Raw genomic sequence first — 19,147 nt, forward strand, 5'->3', positions numbered from 1 at the left:
CACCAAAACAGGGAGCAGGGTCGGATGGGGCGATGCGCTCAAGCCATCCTACAAATAACGCGCTTACTCGGATTTGAGCAAGCCATCGAGGGTGGCGATGGCGCCGTACAGGTTTGGCCGGCGATCACGGAAGGTGCCCCAGGCAGTACGTACCTTTTCCAGCGCGGTAAGGTCGAAGCTGTGCACCAGGACGCCTTCTTCAGTCTCGTTCAACTCTTCAACCTTTTTGCCGAACTGGTCGGCGATAAACGATGAGCCGTAGAAGGTGATGTCGAAGTCGTCCTGCTCTTCCTTGCCAATGCGGTTGGCGGCGACCAGCGGCATTAGGTTGGCGCCGGCATGGCCTTGCTGCACGCGCTGCCAGTGGTCGCGGGAGGTGATGCCCGGATCATGGGGTTCGCTGCCGATAGCGGTCGGGTAGAAGAGGATTTCCGCGCCGAGCAGCGCCATGCTGCGCGCGCACTCTGGGAACCATTGGTCCCAGCAGATGCCTACGCCGATCTTGGCGTAGCGGGTGTCCCACACCTTGAAGCCGGTGTCGCCCGGGTTGAAGTAGTACTTCTCGTGGTAGCCCGGACCGTCCGGGATGTGGCTCTTGCGGTAGGTGCCAAGGTTGCTGCCGTCGGCATCGATGATGGCAATGCTGTTGAAGCGCGCGCGCCCGGCCAGTTCGAAGAAGCTGATCGGCAACACCACTTGCAGCTCTTTGGCGACCTGCTGGAAGTGCGCGATGGCGGCGTTAGTTTCGACCGTAGTGGCCAGCTGGGTGTAGTCGGCGTTGGGCTTCTGGCAGAAGTACGGAGTCTCGAACAACTCCTGAATCAGAATGATCTGTGCGCCTTTAGCGGCGGCTTGGCGCACCAGCTTCTCGGCGTTGGCGATATTCGCGGCGCGATCCCAGGAACAGGCCATTTGGGTCGCGGCGACAGAAACGATACGGGACATGCAGCACCTCGCAGATGATGATTGAGCAGGGCGTGGCGCAGCAGAGTGCGCGGCACTTGCTGACTTTATAGTCGATAAAAATCCGCATTAGAAGCGATATTTTTCTATGAGAAATCAATATTTGATTTAAATGCAGATAAATATCGGCTTTATGCGCTGCGTTTGGCCATCAACGGGGGCAGGTACAGGCCCAGGTAGGCGTCGAACACGCGCATGCCTTCCTCAGCCATGCGTGGGGTGATCAGGCCGTGCTGCTGCACCGAACGCGCATACACCCGGTCACCCAGTTCCATGGCCAGGGCGAACACGTCGACGTCGTCCGGCAGGGTGGGCAACTGGAAGTGCTGGTCGAACAGGGCTTGCATCAATTCGCCGAGTTCGATGTCGTGCAGACGGTCAGCCTGGGTCACTTCGGTGAGGCCGTGTTGGGCCAGAATCAGCTGGCAGGCGGCAGGGTCGGCGGCATAGATCGCCAGCATGCGCTGTTCCACCACGCGTGCCAGATCGCGCCAATCGCGCAGGCTGGCCGGGTCGATGGGTTCCTGCAGACAGGCGCGAAAAGCCGCATGCACTTCGCCAGTGAGGGCTTCGAGAATGGCCGGCACGCTGGCGAAGAAGTGATACACCGAGGACGGCGGCATTTGTGCGCGCTCCGCCACCGAATACACCGACAGGCCGCCGACACCTTGCTCAGCCAGCAGGCTGCGGGCGGCATCGAGGATGGCGGCGATACGCAGCTGGCTGCTGGCGCGCGGTTTACGGCTGCTGACGGGGCGCGACATGGGGCTTTCCTTGGCTGTTGAGTCGCTATTGGACGTCACTCGGCGCGCCGCGGCAAGTCACAGGGGCGCGGTAAAGTTGCCCCACACCTGTTCCAGGCTCGGAATATTTTTCTCTGGCAGCACTTCCAAGGCGGCCAGTCGGCGTTTGGTGTCGCGGTCTGGATAGAGGCCTGGCAGGGCGCTGATGGCCGGGTCGAGAAAGGCTTTGGCGTCAGCGTTGGCGCTGGGGAATAAGGTGTCTTCGGTGATTTGTGCGGCGATCTTGGGCTGCATCAGGTAGTCAATAAAACGGTGGGCGAGGTCGACGCGCTTGGCGTTTTTTGGGATTACCAGGCTGTCGACGAAGGCCACCGAGCCTTCCTCGGGAATGATGAACTCGATGGGCTGGCCAGAATCATGGGCGGCCAGGGCATCGCCCACCCAGGCAAGGGCTACGCAGAGTTTGCCTTTGGCCAGGTCGTCGATATAGCGGCTGCTATCGACGTACTGCAGGTTGGGTCGCAGTTGCTCCAGCAACTTGCCGGCACGTTTGATGTGGCTGGGCGGGCTGTGGGCCAGGCTGCGGCCCTGGTACATCATTAGCGCCGAGAGCACTTCGTCGCGGGCGTCGATCACGGCGATGCCGCAACTGGCCAGGCGTTTGCTTTGCTCGGGGTCGAACAGCAGGCTCCAGCTATGGGGCAGCGGGCCGCCGTAGGCCTTTTCGGCCTCCACGGTATTTATGGCCAGGCCCACCGAGCCCCAGAGGTAGGGAATGGCGTGCAGGTTCTTCGTATCGAAGGCTGCCAGTTTGCTCAGCAACTGCTTGTCCAAGTGTTCGCGATTGGGCAGGAGGGCGAGGTCCAGTTGCTGAATCGCGGCCTTTTTGATCAGTCCTGGTAACGCATCATGGGACGGTACGGCCACGTCCATGGCGACGCCGCTGGCCATGAGCTTCTCCAGCTCCTCGGCGGTGCTGTAGGTGTGATAGTCGACGCGGATGCCGCTTTCCTTCTCGAAACTCTGCAGCACCTCCGGGGCGATGTAATCGTTCCAGTTGTAGACGCTGATGACGTCTTCGGCGCTGGCCACTAATGGCACCAGGGTCAGGGAAAGCACAGCAAGAAAACGCGACATGACGATCTCCGGGAAGTGGCAATGCACAACAGGGTGCGAGCGCCAGGGCGCAACGCGGCAATGTTCAGGGCATGCCCCTGGCTAAACGCCAGGTGCTACCCATGAGTACTGCGGCGTAGCGACCGAAAATGTCGGCTACGGCGCAGTGCAAAACAGCTGGGTGTGAAGCCGGATAAAACAACGCCGGCACTAAGGCCGGCGTGGGGTGTTGCGCTTAAACGGTGTGCAGGTACCAGTTGTACTCGAGGTCGGAGATCGAATATTCGAACTCCGCCAGCTCGCTTTCCTTACAGGCGACGAACACATCGATGTACTTCGGATCGATGTAGCGGCCCATCACTTCGTTGTCGTCCAGCTCGCGCAGTGCATCGCGCAGGTTGTTCGGCAGGCTGGCTTCGGTTTGCTCGTAGGCGTTGCCTTCCACCGGTTCGCCAGGCTCGATCTGATTGCTCAGACCGTGGTGAATGCCGGCCAGTACCGAGGCCATGACCAGGTACGGGTTGGCATCGGCACCGGCAACACGGTGTTCGATGCGCACGGCGTCGGCGGAGTCATTCGGCACGCGCAAGGCTACGGTGCGGTTGTCGATGCCCCAGGTTGGCGAGGTCGGCACGAAGAACTTCTCGCCGAAGCGGCGGTACGAGTTGACGTTCGGGCAGAGGAAAGCCATCGAGGCCGGCATGGTTTCGATGATGCCGCCGATGGCGTGACGCAACGCGTCGTTCGTCGCCGGGTCTTCACTGGTGAAGATGTTGCGGCCATCTTTGTCGAGGATAGAGATGTGTACGTGCAGCCCGTTACCCGCTTGGTTGGGGTATGGCTTGGCCATGAACGTGGTGTCCATTTCATGGTCGTAGGCGATGTTCTTCACCAGGCGCTTGAGCAGCAGCGCGTAGTCACAGGCCTTCATCGGGTCGGCAACGTGGTGCAGGTTGATCTCGAACTGCGCTGGGGCGCTTTCCTTGACCACGGCATCAGCCGGGATGCCTTGCTCTTTGGCACCTTCGAGAATGTCTTGCAGGCATTCCGCGTATTCATCCAGGTCGTCGATCATGTAGACCTGTGTGGATTGCGGGCGCTTGCCAGACAGTGGCGACAGTGGCGGCTGCGGGCGGCCGTTCACGTTGGCCTGGTCGATCAGGTAGAACTCCAGCTCGAATGCGGCGCAGATGGTCAGGCCCATCGCATCGAACTTCTTTACAACCTGCTGCAATACAGCGCGTGGATCGGCAAAAAAGGCTTCGCCTTCCATTTCGTGCATGGTCATCAGCAGCTGAGCGGTAGGACGCTTCTGCCAAGGTTCGTTGCACAGGGTGTTGGGGATCGGGTAGCAAACACGGTCGGAGTCGCCGATGTCCAGGCCCAGGCCGGTGCTTTCTACGGTGGAGCCATTAATGTCGAGAGCAAATAGAGAGGCGGGCAAGTTGATGCCACGCTGATAAACCTTGTGCAGGCTGGCGCGCTCGATGCGCTTGCCACGGACTACACCGTTCATATCGGCAATCAGGAGGTCGACGAACTGAACCTCGGGATGTTTCTTTAAAAAATCGTTCGCTTCGTTGAGCTGAACGGCATGCGGGGGAACCGACATGATGCAACACCTTTCTTGTTAAAAATATCAATCATGCAAATGGCACAGGTCGAGTCAATCTTAAACCCCTACCTCTGTCAAGCGCGGTCCTATTGTGCCCTAAAAAGGGGCCTGATGGCCAATTTTGGGGCTTTTCAGGGCATTCTTGCCCTGTTGCTGGGGTTCTGCAGGTTGCCGTTCTCGCGGGTGTGTTCGATTTTTTACAGGGCTATTGTGTAAAAAATCGAACAAGGCTAATCTCGGTTGCAACCCATAACACCAATAAATCGGGTGCCCCATGCCTCGCCTGCCGTTGATTGGCGTGACCGTCTGCAACACGCGCAGTGGTCTAAACACATCGTGCGCTGCCGCCCTTGAGCGTCTGCGTACCGAGTCTCTGGCCGTTGGCCTGGCGACCATGACGAGCGCATTGCCGCACGTTCGCCGGCATCGCCACCTGCTTACTACCTTACCCTTTATTAAAGATGCAATTACCACTGGCGTAGCCTTAATGGCCGTTTGCCGTGGTTTTCTGTCGACAGAAAAACTGCTTTGCTACACCTCGTCTGCTTTTGGCCCTGCACTGGAATCTGGCGCAAGCAGGCGAGTTAACGTTGAGCTTAGCTATCAAGGCTAAGTTCTTAACCCCACCCCTGAGGTCTGTATGACTACCAAGATCGACCAGCTCACGAGCTGGCTCAAAGAACACAAAATTACCGAAGTGGAATGCATGATCAGCGACTTGACCGGCATTGCCCGCGGCAAGATTTCGCCGACCAACAAGTTCATTGCCGAGAAGGGTATGCGCCTTCCCGAGAGTGTGCTGCTGCAAACCGTCACCGGCGATTACGTGGAAGACGACATTTATTACGACCTGCTGGACCCTGCCGACATCGACATGGTCTGCCGCCCGGACGAAAATGCCGTGTTCCTCGTACCGTGGGCCATCGAGCCCACTGCCCAGGTGATCCACGACACCTACGACAAGCAAGGCAACCCGATCGAACTGTCGCCGCGCAACATCCTTAAGAAGGTGTTGAAGCTTTATTCCGACAAGGGCTGGCAGCCGATTGTGGCTCCAGAAATGGAGTTCTACCTGACCAAGCGCTGCGAGGACCCGGACTTCCCGCTGGAGGCACCGATTGGTCGCTCCGGCCGGGCGGAAACCGGCAAGCAGTCGTTCTCCATCGAAGCCGCCAACGAGTTCGATCCGTTGTTCGAAGACGTTTACGACTGGTGCGAACTGCAGGACCTGGATCTCGACACCCTGATCCACGAAGACGGCACCGCGCAGATGGAAATCAACTTCCGTCACGGCGATGCCCTGTCGCTGGCCGACCAGGTGCTGATCTTCAAGCGCACCATGCGTGAAGCGGCGCTGAAACATAACGTCGGCGCAACCTTTATGGCCAAGCCGATGACCGGTCAGCCGGGCAGTGCCATGCACTTGCACCAGAGCATCATCGACATCAAGACTGGCAAGAACATCTTCTCCAATGCCGATGGCAGCATGAACGATCTGTTCCTGCACCACATCGGTGGCCTGCAGAAGTACATCCCTGAGCTGTTGCCGCTGTTCGCGCCGAACGTCAATTCGTTCCGTCGCTTCCTGCCCGACACCTCGGCGCCTGTGAACGTCGAGTGGGGCGAAGAAAACCGCACCGTTGGCCTGCGCGTACCGGATGCCGGCCCACAAAGCCGCCGTGTGGAAAACCGCCTGCCGGGCGCCGATGCCAACCCGTATCTGGCCATCGCCGCCAGCCTGCTGTGCGGTTATATCGGCATGGTGGAAAAAATCTCCCCAAGCGCGCCAGTGAAAGGCCGTGGTTACGAGCGCCGCAACCTGCGTCTGCCGCTGACCATCGAGGACGCTTTGGAGCGCATGGAAAACTGCAAAAACCTGGAGAACTACCTCGGCGCCAACTTCATCACCGGCTATGTAGCGGTGAAGCGTGCCGAGCATGAGAACTTCAAACGAGTAATCAGCTCCTGGGAACGCGAGTTCCTGCTCTACGCGGTCTGATGATCAAAGGTGCCGCGCCCCATGCGCGGCACCTGTTCAAAGCAATAGGTTGAGATATGACAAAGCAAGCGACTAATCCGCAAACCCTCGTCTGGCAGGCCATGAGCCGCGACCATCACCTGGCACCGTTCAGCGACTACCAGCAACTGAGCGACACCGGGCCACGCATCATTGTCAAAGGTGACGGCGTGTATGTATGGGACAGTGAGGGCAACAAGATTCTCGATGGCATGGCGGGCCTCTGGTGCGCTGCCATCGGCTACGGTCGTGATGAACTGGCCGATGCCGCCAGTAAGCAGATGAAAGAGCTGCCCTTCTACAACACCTTCTTCATGACCGCGCATCCGCCGGTATTGGAGTTGGCCAAGACTATTTCCGAACTCGCCCCGGAAGGCATGAACCACGTGTTCTTCACCGGCTCCGGCTCGGAAGGCAACGACACCATGCTGCGTATGGTTCGCCACTATTGGGCGACCAAGGGCCAGCCTGAGAAGCAGGTCATCATCAGCCGCATCAACGGCTATCACGGCTCCACCGTTGCTGGCGCTGCGTTGGGTGGCATGGCCGGCATGCACGAACAGAGCGGTACGCTGCCAGGCATCGTGCACATCCCGCAGCCGTACTGGTTCGGCGAGGGTGGCGACATGACCCCGGACGAGTTCGGCATCTGGGCCGCCGAGCAGCTGGAAGCGAAGATTCTTGAGGTTGGCGTGGACAAGGTCGCGGCCTTTATCGCTGAGCCGATTCAAGGCGCGGGCGGCGTGATCGTACCGCCGGAAACCTACTGGCCGAAGATCCGCGAGATCCTCGCCAAGTACGACATTTTGTTTGTTGCCGACGAAGTGATTTGTGGCTTCGGCCGCACCGGCGAGTGGTTCGGTAGCGACTTCTACGGTAACAAGCCAGACCTGATGACCATCGCCAAGGGCCTGACCTCCGGTTACATCCCCATGGGTGGCCTGATCGTCAGCGACAAGGTGTTTGAGGTGATCAACCGCGGTGGCGACTTCAACCACGGTTTCACCTACTCCGGACACCCGGTGGCCGCTGCCGTGGCCCTGGAAAACATCCGCATCCTGCGCGAGGAAAAAATTCTTGAGCAGGTTCGTGCAGAAACGGCACCGTATTTGCAAAAGCGTTTGCGTGAGCTGGCAGATCACCCCCTGGTGGGTGAAGTGCGCGGTGTTGGCATGCTCGGCGCCATCGAACTGGTGAAGAACAAACAGACCCGTGAGCGCTTCGTTGATAAAGGGGTGGGCATGATCTGCCGCGGCCACTGCTTCAACAACGGTCTGATCATGCGCGCCGTGGGCGACACCATGATCATTGCGCCGCCGCTGGTGATCAGCAAGGCCGAGATCGATGAGCTGGTGACCAAGGCGCGGCTGTGTCTGGACCTCACCGCCGAGGCGGTTTTGGGTCACTGATTAAAGGTGCACGGGCACCTCGCGATCGGGGATGATTGTGTGTGGAACACCTGGGCCAGAGCAGCAAGACTGCTCTGGTAGGTTGACTAGACTGGAACGCAACAGGCCGCTGGGGCCTGGCGCATATTTCAACAACAGGAGCTGTATGCATGAATAAATTCGGCAAGTCCCTTCTCGCGTTGTCCCTGTTCGGGGTCATCACCGGTACCGCTCAGGCGGAAGAAAAAGTCCTGCACGTGTACAACTGGTCCGACTACATCGCGCCAGGTACTGTCGCCCAATTCGAGAAAGAGTCGGGCATCAAGGTGGTGTACGACGTTTTCGACAGCAACGAGACCCTGGAAGCCAAACTGCTGGCGGGCAAATCCGGTTATGACATCGTCGTGCCGTCGAACAACTTCCTCGCCAAGCAGATCAAGGCCAAGGTCTACCAGCCCCTGGACCGCGCCAAACTGCCGAACTGGAAGAACCTCGACAGCAACCTGCTGAAGACCCTGGAAGTCAGCGATCCAGGCAACCAGTACGCCTTCCCCTACATGTGGGGCTCGATCGGCATTGGCTACAACGTCGACAAGGTCAAGGCTGTGCTGGGCGATAGCGCCCCGGTCAACTCCTGGGACCTGCTGTTCAAGCCGGAAAACATCGAGAAGCTGAAGTCGTGCGGCGTGGCCTTCCTCGATTCGCCGACCGAAATTCTGCCGATTGCCCTGCATTATCTGGGCTACAAAACCGACAGCCAAAACCCGAAAGAGCTGAAAGAAGCGGAAGACCTGTTCCTCAAGATTCGTCCGAACGTGGCCTATTTCCACTCCTCCAAGTACATCTCCGACCTGGCCAACGGCAACCTGTGCGTAGCGGTCGGTTACTCGGGTGACATCCAGCAGTCCAAGTCTCGTGCAGAAGAAGCCAAGAGCGGTGTGAAGGTTGGCTACAACATTCCGAAAGAGGGTGCCGGCACCTTCTTCGACATGGTCGCCATGCCCGCTGACGCGGAAAACGTCGACGCCGCTTACGCCTTCATGAACTTCCTGCTCAAGCCGGAAGTGATGGCCGAGATCACCAACGAAGTGCAGTTCCCCAACGGCAACGCTGCGGCCACTCCGCTGGTGGATGAAGCCATCCGTAACGACCCGGGCATCTACCCAACCGGCGAAACCATGAGCAAGCTCTATGCGTTCTCCGACCTGCCGGCCAAGGTGCAGCGCACCATGACTCGCAGCTGGACCAAGATCAAATCCGGTAAGTAATACCCATCACGGGCGGCGACTCACGTCGTCGCCCGTGCGGGAACGAGCAGTTGTCGAATGGCTTAGCGGGCGACGCGCTAACCCATTCAACAAAGGCTTAGTCCTGATGCTGCCCACAACAGCTCAACTCAATAACAAGAGGACTACCTATGAATACTTTTTTGCGTAAGACCCTGGCGGGCGCCGTTGCGACCCTTGGCCTGATTGGCGTTGCCCAGGCGGAGCCAGTGGTGCATGTGTACAACTGGTCCGACTATATCGGCGAGACCACCCTGGCGGATTTCCAAAAGGCCACCGGAATCAAGCCGGGCTACGACGTGTTCGACTCCAACGAGACCCTGGAAGGCAAGTTGCTGGCGGGCCGTTCGGGTTACGACATTGTCGTGCCGACCAACCATTTCCTCGGCAAGCAGATCCGTGCGGGTGCGTTCCAGAAGCTCGACAAGAGCCTGCTGCCGAACCTGAAGAACGTCGATCCCGAGTTGCTCAAACAACTGGATGTCAACGATCCGGGTAACCAGTACTCCGTGCCTTACCTGTGGGGCACCAACGGCATCGCCTACAACGTCGACAAGGTCAAGGCGGTGCTCGGCGTCGACCATATCGACTCCTGGGCGATGATGTTCGAGCCTGAAAACCTCAAGAAGCTGCACAGCTGCGGCGTGGCGTTTATGGACTCGCCGGATGAAATGTACCCGGCTGTGCTCAAGTACATGGGCCTCGACCCGCGCAGCATCAACCCGGACGACTATGAGAAAGCCACCGCCAAGCTGATGGCCGTGCGCCCCTACGTGACCTACTTCCATTCGTCCAAGTACATCTCGGACCTGGCCAACGGCGACATCTGCGTGGCCTTCGCCTACTCCGGCGATGCCTTCCAGGCGGCGGACCGTGCCGAGGAAGCGGGTAAGGGCATCAACATCAACTACTCGATCCCCAAGGAAGGCGCCAACCTGTGGTTTGACATGCTCGCCATCCCGGCCGATGCCAGCAACGTCAAGGAAGCCCACGCCTTTATCAACTACCTGCTGGAGCCTGCGGTGATCGCCAAGGTCAGCGAGTATGTCGGCTACGCCAACCCGAACCTGGCGGCCGCCAGCGCGATGGACCCTGAAGTACTGAACAATCCGTCGATCTACCCACCGAAAGCGGTGATGGACAACCTCTACGTGTCCACCGAGCTGCCGGTCAAGATTCAGCGGGCGATGACCCGTAGCTGGACCAAGATCAAGACAGGCAAATGATTTTCAAAAGCCCGACCAAACGGGTCGGGCCTCAATGTGTTGGGAGTTGTGGTAAATGGCAATAACCTCCGGTGCTCATAAAAAAGCCCTTACCGGCGACCAGAAACCGCAGAAGCAGGTACTGGTAAAAATTGACCGGGTCAGCAAGAAGTTCGACGAGACCCTGGCCGTGGACGATGTGTCCCTGACCATTAACAAGGGCGAAATTTTCGCCCTGCTCGGCGGTTCTGGCTCTGGCAAATCCACCTTGCTGCGCATGCTGGCTGGCTTTGAGCGTCCGACCGAAGGACGGATTCTGCTCGACGGCGTCGACATCACCGATATGCCGCCCTACGAGCGGCCGATCAACATGATGTTCCAGTCCTATGCGCTGTTCCCGCACATGAGCGTGGCGGACAACATCGCCTTCGGCCTCAAGCAGGACAGCATGCCCAAAGAACAGATCGAGGCCCGCGTGGCTGAGATGCTCAAGCTGGTGCACATGACTCAGTACGCCAAGCGCAAGCCGCACCAGCTTTCTGGTGGCCAGCGTCAGCGTGTGGCCCTGGCTCGCTCCCTGGCCAAAAGCCCGAAACTGCTGCTGCTCGACGAGCCCATGGGCGCGTTGGACAAAAAGCTGCGTTCGCAGATGCAGCTGGAACTGGTGGAAATCATCGAGCGCGTTGGCGTGACCTGCGTGATGGTGACCCACGACCAGGAAGAGGCCATGACCATGGCCGAGCGCATCGCCATCATGCACTTGGGCTGCATCGAGCAGATCGGCAGTCCGGTGGACATCTACGAGACGCCGATCAGCCGCCAGGTCTGCGAGTTCATCGGCAGCGTCAACCTGTTCGACGGTGAAGTGGTTGAGGACGAGGAAGATCACGCCGTGATTTCCTGTCCGCAATTGGATCGCAACATTTACGTTGGCCACGGTGTCACTACGTCGGCGCAGGACAAGCGCATCACCTATGCCCTGCGTCCTGAAAAACTCATTGTCACCACTGAGCAGCCAACCACAGATCACAACTGGTCAGTGGGCAAAGTGCATGACATCGCTTATCTGGGTGGTCACTCGGTGTTCTACGTTGAGTTGCCGAGCGGTATGGTGGTGCAGTCCTTTGTAGCCAACGCAGAACGTCGCGGTGCACGTCCGACTTGGGGCGATAACGTGTTCGTCTGCTGGGAAGACGACAGCGGCGTGGTACTGCGTTCATGAAACTGAAGCCGCGACTCCTCATGCCGAAAGGCCGGCACGTCGTGATCGGCGTGCCTTTTCTCTGGCTGTTCATGTTCTTCGTGCTGCCTTTTGCCATCGTGCTGAAGATCAGCTTCGCCGAAGCCGATGTGGCCATTCCGCCGTACACCGAAATCTACAGCTACGTGGACCAGCAGCTGCAAATTCTGCTGAACCTGGGTAACTACATGATGCTGGTGGGCGACGACCTGTATGTCGCCGCGTACCTCGGTTCGCTGAAGATGGCGTTCATCAGCACCCTGCTGTGCCTGCTGATCGGCTATCCGATGGCCTATGCCATCGCCCGCGCCAGCAAGGAAATGCAGACGGTGTTCGTGCTGCTGATCATGATGCCGACCTGGACGGCGATCCTGATCCGCGTGTACGCCTGGATGGGTATCCTCAGCAACAATGGCCTGCTCAACAGTGCCCTGATGGGTATCGGTTTGATCGATGAGCCGCTGGTGATCCTCAACACCAACCTGGCGGTGTATATCGGTATCGTTTACTCGTACCTGCCGTTTATGGTTCTGCCGCTCTACGCCAACCTGGTCAAACATGACCTCAGCCTGCTGGAAGCAGCGGCCGACCTCGGCGCGCGCAGCATTACCAGCTTCTGGAAAATCACCGTGCCGCTGTCCAAGAACGGCATCATCGCCGGCTGCATGCTGGTGTTTATCCCGGTGGTGGGCGAGTTCGTGATTCCGGAAATGCTTGGCGGTCCTGAGACCCTGATGATCGGTAAGGTGCTCTGGCAAGAGTTCTTCAACAACCGCGACTGGCCTGTGGCTTCTGCCCTGGCGGTAGTGATGCTGGCGATCCTGATCGTGCCCATCATTCTGTTTAACCGTAACCAAGCCAAAGAACTGGAGGGCAAGGTATGAAGCGTTTCAAGTTCTCCAGTTTCATGCTGGTGGCCGGCCTGCTGTTTATCTACCTGCCGATGGTGATTCTGGTCATCTATTCGTTCAACGCCTCCAAGCTGGTGACGGTCTGGGGTGGTTGGTCGATGAAGTGGTATTTCGGCCTGTTGGACAACTCCCAGCTGATCGGCTCGGTGCTGCGTTCCCTGGAAATTGCCGTGTACACGGCGATTTCCTCGGTGATCCTCGGTACCTTGGCGGCCTTCGTGCTGACGCGTATTCCGCGCTTCAAGGGCCGCACCCTGTTCGGTGGAATGGTCACCGCACCGTTGGTAATGCCCGAGGTAATCACCGGTCTGTCGCTGTTGCTGCTGTTTGTGGCCATGGCGCAGATGATCGGTTGGCCGGCGGAACGCGGCATCCTGACCATCTGGATCGCCCACACCAGCTTCTGTGCGTCCTATGTGGCCGTGGTGGTGTCGTCGCGTCTGCGTGAGCTGGACCTGTCGATCGAAGAGGCGGCCATGGACCTTGGTGCACGGCCGTGGAAGGTGTTCATGCTGATCACCATCCCGATGATCGCGCCGTCACTGGCGGCTGGCGGCATGATGTCTTTTGCCCTGTCGCTGGATGACCTGGTGCTGGCCAGCTTCGTTTCCGGGCCGGGTTCTACCACCCTGCCGATGGAAGTGTTCTCCGCCGTGCGCCTGGGCGTGAAGCCGGAGATCAACGCCGTTGCCAGCCTGATCCTGCTGTCGGTGTCGTTGTTCACCTTCTTCGCCTGGTACTTCTCGGCCAAGGCCGAAGAGCGCCGCAAGCGTTCGATCCAGCAAGCCATGGATGAAACCACCGGGGTGGCCTCGGCCTAAGCCCGATAAGTACTGGCGCACACACGTGCGCCGGGGCTGACGAAAAAGGGTCACTACGGTGGCCCTTTTTTGTGCGCCAGTGGTAGGGTTAGCCCATGCCTGGTCGCGGTTCATCCGCGCTGCATTGAAGCCGGTGGCCTGGGTGTCGGACTGGCTGGCGTGAGAAGCGTCTGAGCCAGTCAATGGGTTGTCTGGTATCCCGTTTCGCAGAACCCCAGCAGTGGAGAAGCACGTGAAGGATAAGAATCAGGAACACAGTACCGACGCCGTCTGGGTGCAGATGTGCTTGGCCGATGACCTCGATCCGCAAAAGCGCATGGCCTCACGCCTGGCCATCTTGCGTCACGCCGAGGCCCAGGACTGCACGCTGTATCGCCCTGACGACGAGGACGAGAGTGATGATGCCGAGGAGCTCGACCTGGGCGACGCCCGGATTCTGTTCACCGGCCTGTTCCAGGCGCCGGTGGAGTGGAGCGAGGCCGAGCGTGCCGAGTTCTTCTGCGACAGCGATCCGGAGCTGTTCGAGATGGCCTATATCGAGTGCGAAGCCAAGCCGGCCTCGGACGACTTCTTCATGCCGGAAGTGGGCGACTACGTGGCCACCATGCCCGGCAAGGGCGAGGTGGTGATGTTCTATGTGCACGACTACCACGAAGACGACAGCGGCCGACACTGCGTGCTGATCCGTGATGTGGAGTCGCTGGCCTGAGTTTTAGCCAGTGAATAAAAAACCCCGCTGATCAGCGGGGTTTTTTCTGCCTGTTGTTTACACGCGGATCAGTGCGCCGGCCCTGGGTTGAGGGTCAGGGTGTGGCGGGTATTGGCGGCCACATCCTCGGCACTGAAGTGCTGCGGTACATACTCGCCGCGGATATAGGCCTTGGCCTGATCGCGGTAGTGAGCATCGAACAGCACGCCGCTCTGACCGACCGGGTTGATGCCCAAGGCCTGGGTCGGTTGGGCAAAGTCGATCAGCCGGCGGGTGGACGGGCCGTAGACCACCGACCAGGGTGCCGGGCCGACCCGGTGTGACAGGTTGTTGGGCGTTTCATGGCCGCCCGGCGCGGCAAAGGCGCCGACGTTGAACAGCTTGTCCAGCGGCTGCTGTTTGCCCAGCGGATGTTCGTGGGTCAGGGTGTGCAGTGTGCTCCATTGCCACTTGGCCGGGTCGTTGCCGGCGGTGCTGCGCAGGTGCGCCAGGCTGGCCTGCCAGGCGGCCTTGACGATGCTCGCGCGGTCTTCCTTGGTCGGAGTGTTGCGGTTGTCCCACCACGGCGAATTGGCATCGGCGGCCAGGCGCGGCAGGGCCACATCCAGCACGCGAGTGGCCAGCAGGTTGTCGAAGAAGCTGTCGCCCAGTTCATCGCGCATGGCCGCGTCGGCCAGTTGGTAAACCAGTTGGTTGAACAAGGTTGGGGCCACGCCGTTCAGGGTGTGGTCGCCGTTCCAGTTCGCCAGTTGCTTGAGCAGTACCTGCTCCTCGGCGCTGGTATCGGTCTGCAGCAGCGGCAGTAAGGATTTCAGCAGGCGTGGGCCGTAGCCACTGCCGTTATCCAGTTGCAGCGCCTGGCTGTTGTTCAGGTTCCATTTCACGCGCTCATCGGCCAGGCGTTGGTCGAGGCGTTGGGCGCGGTCGGGCAGGTTGTAGTAGCCGGGAATTTTGATACCGCTGGCCGGCACCGGCTGGTGGTTGGCCGAGACGATATAGCCGCGGCTTGGGTTCTGTTCCTGGGGGTTGGCGCTGAACGGCACGAAGCCAGGCTTGTCAGCCTCGCTGCTGCTGCCGTCGAGGATAAAGTTCGGGTTAACGCCGGCCGGACGCAACGGCAGTTGCGCGGCGGCCCACCAGCCGATATCGCCCTTGGCATTGGCCCAGACCACGTTGAGGCCGGGGGCCTGGATTTTCTCGGCGGCCGCCCGCGCTTTGCTCAGGGTGTCGGCGCGGTTGAGCTGGTAGAAGGCGTCGAGAATCGGGTTCTCGGTTTCCAGGAAGGCCCACCACATGGCGATCGGTGTCTTGCCGGCCGTGGTGCCCAGGGCGTCATTGATGATCGGTCCGTGGGGCGAACGGCGCAGGGTCAGGCTGACCGGCTCGCCACCTTTGACCTCAATCTGCTCGGCGCGACTTTGCAGCTCGACCCACTGGCCCTGGTACCAGACCTGATTGGGGTTATCCGGGTTGAGCTTCTCGGCAATCAGGTCGAGGTCGTCGTTCTGGAACATGGTGATGCTCCAGCCAAAATCCCGGTTGTGGCCCAGCGAGGCGACTGGGTTGAGCGCCTGGTGGTGGCCATACAGCTCGAAGCCGGGGTAGGTCAGCTGCGCCTCGTACCACACCGCCGGCGCGGCAAAGCGAATGTGCGGGTCGCCGGCCAGCAGCGGCTTGCCACTGGCGGTGCGGCTGCCGGAAACGGCCCAGGCATTGCTGCCCTCGAACTGCGGCAGGCCGGCGTCTTCCAAGGCTTGCTGGCTGAGCCGGGCGATACGGTTGAGGTCACTCCAGTCGTTCGCGGCCAGGCTCGGCTTGAGCACGCCTTCGGGGTGCCAGGCGAGGTCGAAGGCCTTCAGGTAGTCGGCACCCAGCTCGTCGCGTACATAGGTCAGCACCGGTTCGGTACGGAAGGCCGCGGCAAAGCTGTAGGCCATATAGCCCGCGACGCTGAGGGTGTCTGCGGTGGTGAAGGGGCGCTTAGGGATGCCAAGGATGTCGAACTCCAGCGGTGCCGGATGACTGGCCTGGTACTGGTTGATGCCATCCAGGTAGGCCGCCAGCGCTTTGCTCGGCGCGCTGTTGGCGTCCATCTTTGCCGCGTAGGTATCGGCGTGGGCGCGGATGCCGAGGGTGCGGAACAAGCGGTCGGTGTCCACCAGCTTGGGGCCGAGCACAGCAGCCAGCTCGCCACGGGCCAGGCGGCGCATCATCTCCATCTGAAACAGGCGGTCCTGGGCATGCACGTAGCCGAGGGCGCGGTACATGTCGGCCTCGTTCTGCGCCTGAATGTGTGGCACGCCGCGCTCGTCGTAACGCACGCTGACCGGCGCCTGCAGGTGGTCGAGGTCGACGGTGCCGTCGCGCTGCGGTTGTTTGCTGTCGAGGTACCACCAGGCACCGGCACTGACGGCGGCAATAGCGACGACCAGGACTTTCAGGCTGCGTTTCATCCGCGAGGTTCCTTTTATTATTAGTGGCGGCATTTTGCCCCGCTTGGGCGTGTTGCAGCATTGACCGAATGTTCGCAGCCGGCAACTATTCGGTCACTTATTTGCGGTGCGCCCATGCCAGTTGCCAATCTCCTCCCACTGACTCATTCCGCCACCCTGCGCCGTCTGCTGTATGAGGGCCTGCAGGCCCTCGGTCTGAATCCGCTGCAGGTCTACCGCCAGGCCTATCAGGGCATGCCGTTGCAGCCGGGCACGGCCCAGGCGCGGCTGATGCACGAGATGGCGCCGGTGCTCTGGCAGGCGTTGCCGAACCTGACGGGCGATAACGATATCGGCTTGCACCTGGGCGAAGTGATGCAGCCGCGACCGATGGATGTGCTCGGTTACGCCCAACAGGCCTGCGCCACGTTGCGTGAAGCCCTGGAGGTGTTCGTGCGCTTTCAGCATGTGCTGTCGGGCGGTTTTGCCGCGCGCCTGGAAGAGCAAAGCGACAGCGCCTGCCTGGTGATCGACATCGACTATCAGGGCCTTGGCTCCCTGCGCCAGCAGATGGAGTGCCTGGCCCAGCTGTTCTGCAAGCAGCTGACGGCACTCACCGACGGTCGCTTTCGCCTCAGTGCCCTGAGCTTTCGCCATGCCCAACCGCGCCGGCTGGGCGAGCACCGCCGGCTGTTTGGCCTGACCCCGCAGTTCGGCCAGCCCCACGATGCGTTGTACTTCCCGCGTGCTTTGCTGGAGCAGCCGCTGCGCACGGCTAATCAGGAAGTGCTGCAGCTGCTTTGCGCGCATGCCGAGGCGCTGTTGGCCGGCTTGGAGGAGAACCAGTTGCTCAACCGTTTGCGCTATCAAATCAGCCTGCGCTTGGGTCAGCAGGGCTGCGATCTGCCGAGCTGTGCGCAGGCCATGGACTTGTCTGCGGCGGCTTTGCAGCGCGCCCTGGCCCAGCAGGGCCAAGGCTTTCGGCGTTTGCGCGAAGAGGTTCGGCGCCTGCGCAGCCGCAAGTTGCTGCTGGCTGGCGAGCCGCTGCGCGAAGTGGCGCGGGCCTGCGGCTTTGCCGAATTATCGCCGTTCTATCGGGCCTTTCGCCGCTGGTACGGGCAGACGCCGGAGCAGTATCGCCAGCGTCACTCAGCCGCTTACCTGGAAGCGCGCGCTTAGGCCAGCGAGGCGTTGGGCCAATGAGCTGAGGCGCTGACTCTCGCTGTTCAGGTCCTGGGCATCGACGGCGTTCTGTTCGGCCACTTGTTGCACGCTGCCCAAGTGCTGGCTGACTTCACCGCTGACTGCGGCCTGTTGGTGAGTGGCGGCGGCGATCAGTTCATTCATTTGGGTGATGGCTTGGATTTCCTCGGCCACGGCACCGAATAACTGGGCGATCTGCTGGGTGTCGGTGACGCAGCGATTGACGCTGCTACGGCTCTCCTGCATGGCGCTGGCGGCTTGCCGGCTGCCGTGCTGCAGGCGGCCGATGATGTCCTGGATTTCGGCCGTGGAGGCGGCCGTCTTCTGCGCCAGGTTGCGTACTTCGTCGGCCACCACGGCGAAACCACGCCCCTGATCGCCAGCGCGGGCGGCTTCGATGGCGGCGTTCAAAGCCAGCAGGTTGGTCTGTTCGGCGATGGCGCGGATCACTTCGAGGACCTTGCCGATCTGTTCCGACTGCTGGGCCAGGGATTGCACCTCACCGTCGGTGTTGTCGATCAGGGCGGCGAGTTTGGTGATTTCGCTGTGGGTGTGATTGACCGCCGCACTGCCTTCGCTGGCCTGACGGTTGGCGCCCTGGGCTGCGTTGGCGGCTTGGTCGGCGTGGCGGGCAACCTCGTCGATGGCACCGCTCATCTGCTGCATGGCGCTGCTCATGTAAATGGTTTCGTCCTGCTGGCGGCTGGCGCCGCTGCGCAGCTTATCGGTGGCCTGGGCCAGGTGCTGGCCGGTTTCACCCAGGCCGCGGGTGTCGCGTACCACCTGGCTGACCAACTCATCAAGCAGGGCCAGAAAGTGATTGAAGCGCCTGGCCACATCGCCCGTGCCGGGGCTGCGGTAGCGCAGGTCGATGGCGTCGTCATGCTGGGTCAGGTGCACCGTTGTCTGCATCAAGGCCTGGCTTTCGACGGCCTCAACGTAGGTCTGGCTGGCCAGATAGATGAGGATGGCGCTTTCCAGCACCACATAGAACGCGTGCAGAAACACCATCGGCCAACTGCCGCTGGGCAGCAGGAACACCCCGGCACTGGCCTGCTGCAGGGCGAAGAAGCTCAGGTGATGTACGGCAATCACCGCGGCGGCAACGACAATCGGCAGCCAGTCGCGGTAATACACCAGGAAGGCCAACAGCACAAAGATGCCGAAGTGCATTTCCAGCATGCCGCCGGTCTGGTTGATCTGCAGGGCAGCCATGACCATAAAGGCGGCACCAATCAGGCAACGTAGCAGGCGGCTGGCGGGAATCATCAAGGCCAGCACCTGCATGCACGCCAGGGTGCCGCCACCGACCAGCAGCGCCTGCCCCCAGGTGCCGTTCCAGGCTGCGAGGCCGAGGGAGTAGGCGAGCATCAGCCAGAGCACACCGAGCATGATGCGGTCGGCTTTGCGGTAGTGGGCTTCAAGGCTGTAATCAGTACTGTTCATGAATAAATCCTCAGGGCGCGCGCCCACCAATGGCGATCAGCCAATTCAACTG

General features: G+C 60.5%; 15 protein-coding genes. 9 read left to right on the forward strand and 6 right to left on the reverse strand.

Features of this window, described 5'->3' with window-relative positions; all coding sequences use genetic code 11:
• Positions 1 to 63: 63 nt before the first annotated feature.
• The 4 genes from aguB to AC56DI_RS15645 all read right to left on the reverse strand — a co-directional run bounded on the left by aguB (position 64) and on the right by AC56DI_RS15645 (position 4,434).
• Positions 64 to 945, reverse strand: coding sequence for an N-carbamoylputrescine amidase (aguB, locus tag AC56DI_RS15630; RefSeq protein WP_496346973.1), 882 nt, complete (start codon positions 943 to 945; stop codon positions 64 to 66).
• A gap of 149 nt (positions 946 to 1,094) precedes the next feature.
• Positions 1,095 to 1,727: a TetR/AcrR family transcriptional regulator gene (locus tag AC56DI_RS15635; RefSeq protein WP_496346974.1), complete on the reverse strand. Its 633-nt coding sequence runs from the start codon at positions 1,725 to 1,727 to the stop codon at positions 1,095 to 1,097.
• A 57-nt stretch (positions 1,728 to 1,784) separates the two neighbouring features.
• Positions 1,785 to 2,843 (reverse strand): extracellular solute-binding protein, encoded by a 1,059-nt coding sequence (locus AC56DI_RS15640; protein WP_496346975.1) that lies wholly within the window; start codon positions 2,841 to 2,843, stop codon positions 1,785 to 1,787.
• A 214-nt stretch (positions 2,844 to 3,057) separates the two neighbouring features.
• A complete protein-coding gene (locus AC56DI_RS15645) occupies positions 3,058 to 4,434 on the reverse strand; it encodes a glutamine synthetase family protein (RefSeq protein WP_496346976.1) in 1,377 nt (458 codons plus the stop codon).
• A gap of 643 nt (positions 4,435 to 5,077) precedes the next feature.
• On the opposite strand from AC56DI_RS15645, the gene AC56DI_RS15650 reads away from it, so the two are divergent.
• The 8 genes from AC56DI_RS15650 to AC56DI_RS15685 all read left to right on the forward strand — a co-directional run bounded on the left by AC56DI_RS15650 (position 5,078) and on the right by AC56DI_RS15685 (position 14,014).
• Positions 5,078 to 6,436, forward strand: a complete 1,359-nt coding sequence (locus AC56DI_RS15650; RefSeq protein WP_496346977.1) for a glutamine synthetase family protein — start codon at positions 5,078 to 5,080, stop codon at positions 6,434 to 6,436.
• Positions 6,437 to 6,492: 56 nt separating this feature from the next.
• Positions 6,493 to 7,863, forward strand: coding sequence for an aspartate aminotransferase family protein (locus AC56DI_RS15655; protein ID WP_496346978.1), 1,371 nt, complete (start codon positions 6,493 to 6,495; stop codon positions 7,861 to 7,863).
• 149 nt (positions 7,864 to 8,012) lie between these two features.
• The gene (locus AC56DI_RS15660) at positions 8,013 to 9,110 is read left to right on the forward strand and encodes a polyamine ABC transporter substrate-binding protein (protein WP_496346979.1); all 1,098 of its coding nucleotides are present in this window, start codon (positions 8,013 to 8,015) and stop codon (positions 9,108 to 9,110) included.
• Positions 9,111 to 9,259: 149 nt separating this feature from the next.
• Positions 9,260 to 10,354, forward strand: a complete 1,095-nt coding sequence (locus AC56DI_RS15665) for a polyamine ABC transporter substrate-binding protein (RefSeq protein ID WP_496346980.1) — start codon at positions 9,260 to 9,262, stop codon at positions 10,352 to 10,354.
• A 55-nt stretch (positions 10,355 to 10,409) separates the two neighbouring features.
• On the forward strand, positions 10,410 to 11,555 hold the full coding sequence (locus tag AC56DI_RS15670; RefSeq protein ID WP_496346981.1) for an ABC transporter ATP-binding protein: 1,146 nt from the start codon (positions 10,410 to 10,412) through the stop codon (positions 11,553 to 11,555).
• Between the two features lie 20 nt (positions 11,556 to 11,575).
• Positions 11,576 to 12,457, forward strand: a complete 882-nt coding sequence (locus AC56DI_RS15675) for an ABC transporter permease subunit (RefSeq protein WP_496347530.1) — start codon at positions 11,576 to 11,578, stop codon at positions 12,455 to 12,457.
• Positions 12,454 to 13,305 carry an ABC transporter permease subunit gene (locus AC56DI_RS15680; RefSeq protein ID WP_422587043.1) on the forward strand — a complete coding sequence of 284 codons (852 nt, stop codon included), beginning with the start codon at positions 12,454 to 12,456 and terminating at the stop codon, positions 13,303 to 13,305. Before AC56DI_RS15675 ends, AC56DI_RS15680 begins: the two co-directional genes overlap by 4 nt.
• 232 nt (positions 13,306 to 13,537) lie before the next feature.
• On the forward strand, positions 13,538 to 14,014 hold the full coding sequence (locus tag AC56DI_RS15685) for a hypothetical protein (RefSeq protein WP_496346982.1): 477 nt from the start codon (positions 13,538 to 13,540) through the stop codon (positions 14,012 to 14,014).
• Between the two features lie 68 nt (positions 14,015 to 14,082).
• Here the strand turns inward: AC56DI_RS15685 and AC56DI_RS15690 are convergent, their stop codons facing one another.
• On the reverse strand, positions 14,083 to 16,467 hold the full coding sequence (locus AC56DI_RS15690) for a penicillin acylase family protein (protein ID WP_496346983.1): 2,385 nt from the start codon (positions 16,465 to 16,467) through the stop codon (positions 14,083 to 14,085).
• Positions 16,468 to 16,581: 114 nt separating this feature from the next.
• Here AC56DI_RS15690 and AC56DI_RS15695 point away from each other — a divergent pair, with 114 nt between their 5' ends.
• On the forward strand, positions 16,582 to 17,625 hold the full coding sequence (locus AC56DI_RS15695) for an AraC family transcriptional regulator (RefSeq protein WP_496346984.1): 1,044 nt from the start codon (positions 16,582 to 16,584) through the stop codon (positions 17,623 to 17,625).
• Here the strand turns inward: AC56DI_RS15695 and AC56DI_RS15700 are convergent.
• Positions 17,596 to 19,095 (reverse strand): methyl-accepting chemotaxis protein, encoded by a 1,500-nt coding sequence (locus AC56DI_RS15700; RefSeq protein ID WP_496346985.1) that lies wholly within the window; start codon positions 19,093 to 19,095, stop codon positions 17,596 to 17,598. The genes AC56DI_RS15695 and AC56DI_RS15700 overlap by 30 nt on opposite strands.
• Positions 19,096 to 19,147: the final 52 nt, after the last annotated feature.

The sequence above is a fragment of the Pseudomonas sp. BGA-UO-ETr-WB11 genome (assembly GCF_059567785.1).

Coding starts and splice junctions, on each gene's coding strand:
- aguB (WP_496346973.1), bottom strand. CDS start 945: ATGTCCCGTATCGTTTCTGTCGCCGCGACCCAAATGGCCTGTTCCTGG.
- AC56DI_RS15635 (WP_496346974.1), bottom strand. CDS start 1,727: ATGTCGCGCCCCGTCAGCAGCCGTAAACCGCGCGCCAGCAGCCAGCTG.
- AC56DI_RS15640 (WP_496346975.1), bottom strand. CDS start 2,843: ATGTCGCGTTTTCTTGCTGTGCTTTCCCTGACCCTGGTGCCATTAGTG.
- AC56DI_RS15645 (WP_496346976.1), bottom strand. CDS start 4,434: ATGTCGGTTCCCCCGCATGCCGTTCAGCTCAACGAAGCGAACGATTTT.
- AC56DI_RS15650 (WP_496346977.1), top strand. CDS start 5,078: ATGACTACCAAGATCGACCAGCTCACGAGCTGGCTCAAAGAACACAAA.
- AC56DI_RS15655 (WP_496346978.1), top strand. CDS start 6,493: ATGACAAAGCAAGCGACTAATCCGCAAACCCTCGTCTGGCAGGCCATG.
- AC56DI_RS15660 (WP_496346979.1), top strand. CDS start 8,013: ATGAATAAATTCGGCAAGTCCCTTCTCGCGTTGTCCCTGTTCGGGGTC.
- AC56DI_RS15665 (WP_496346980.1), top strand. CDS start 9,260: ATGAATACTTTTTTGCGTAAGACCCTGGCGGGCGCCGTTGCGACCCTT.
- AC56DI_RS15670 (WP_496346981.1), top strand. CDS start 10,410: ATGGCAATAACCTCCGGTGCTCATAAAAAAGCCCTTACCGGCGACCAG.
- AC56DI_RS15675 (WP_496347530.1), top strand. CDS start 11,576: ATGCCGAAAGGCCGGCACGTCGTGATCGGCGTGCCTTTTCTCTGGCTG.
- AC56DI_RS15680 (WP_422587043.1), top strand. CDS start 12,454: ATGAAGCGTTTCAAGTTCTCCAGTTTCATGCTGGTGGCCGGCCTGCTG.
- AC56DI_RS15690 (WP_496346983.1), bottom strand. CDS start 16,467: ATGAAACGCAGCCTGAAAGTCCTGGTCGTCGCTATTGCCGCCGTCAGT.
- AC56DI_RS15695 (WP_496346984.1), top strand. CDS start 16,582: ATGCCAGTTGCCAATCTCCTCCCACTGACTCATTCCGCCACCCTGCGC.
- AC56DI_RS15700 (WP_496346985.1), bottom strand. CDS start 19,095: ATGAACAGTACTGATTACAGCCTTGAAGCCCACTACCGCAAAGCCGAC.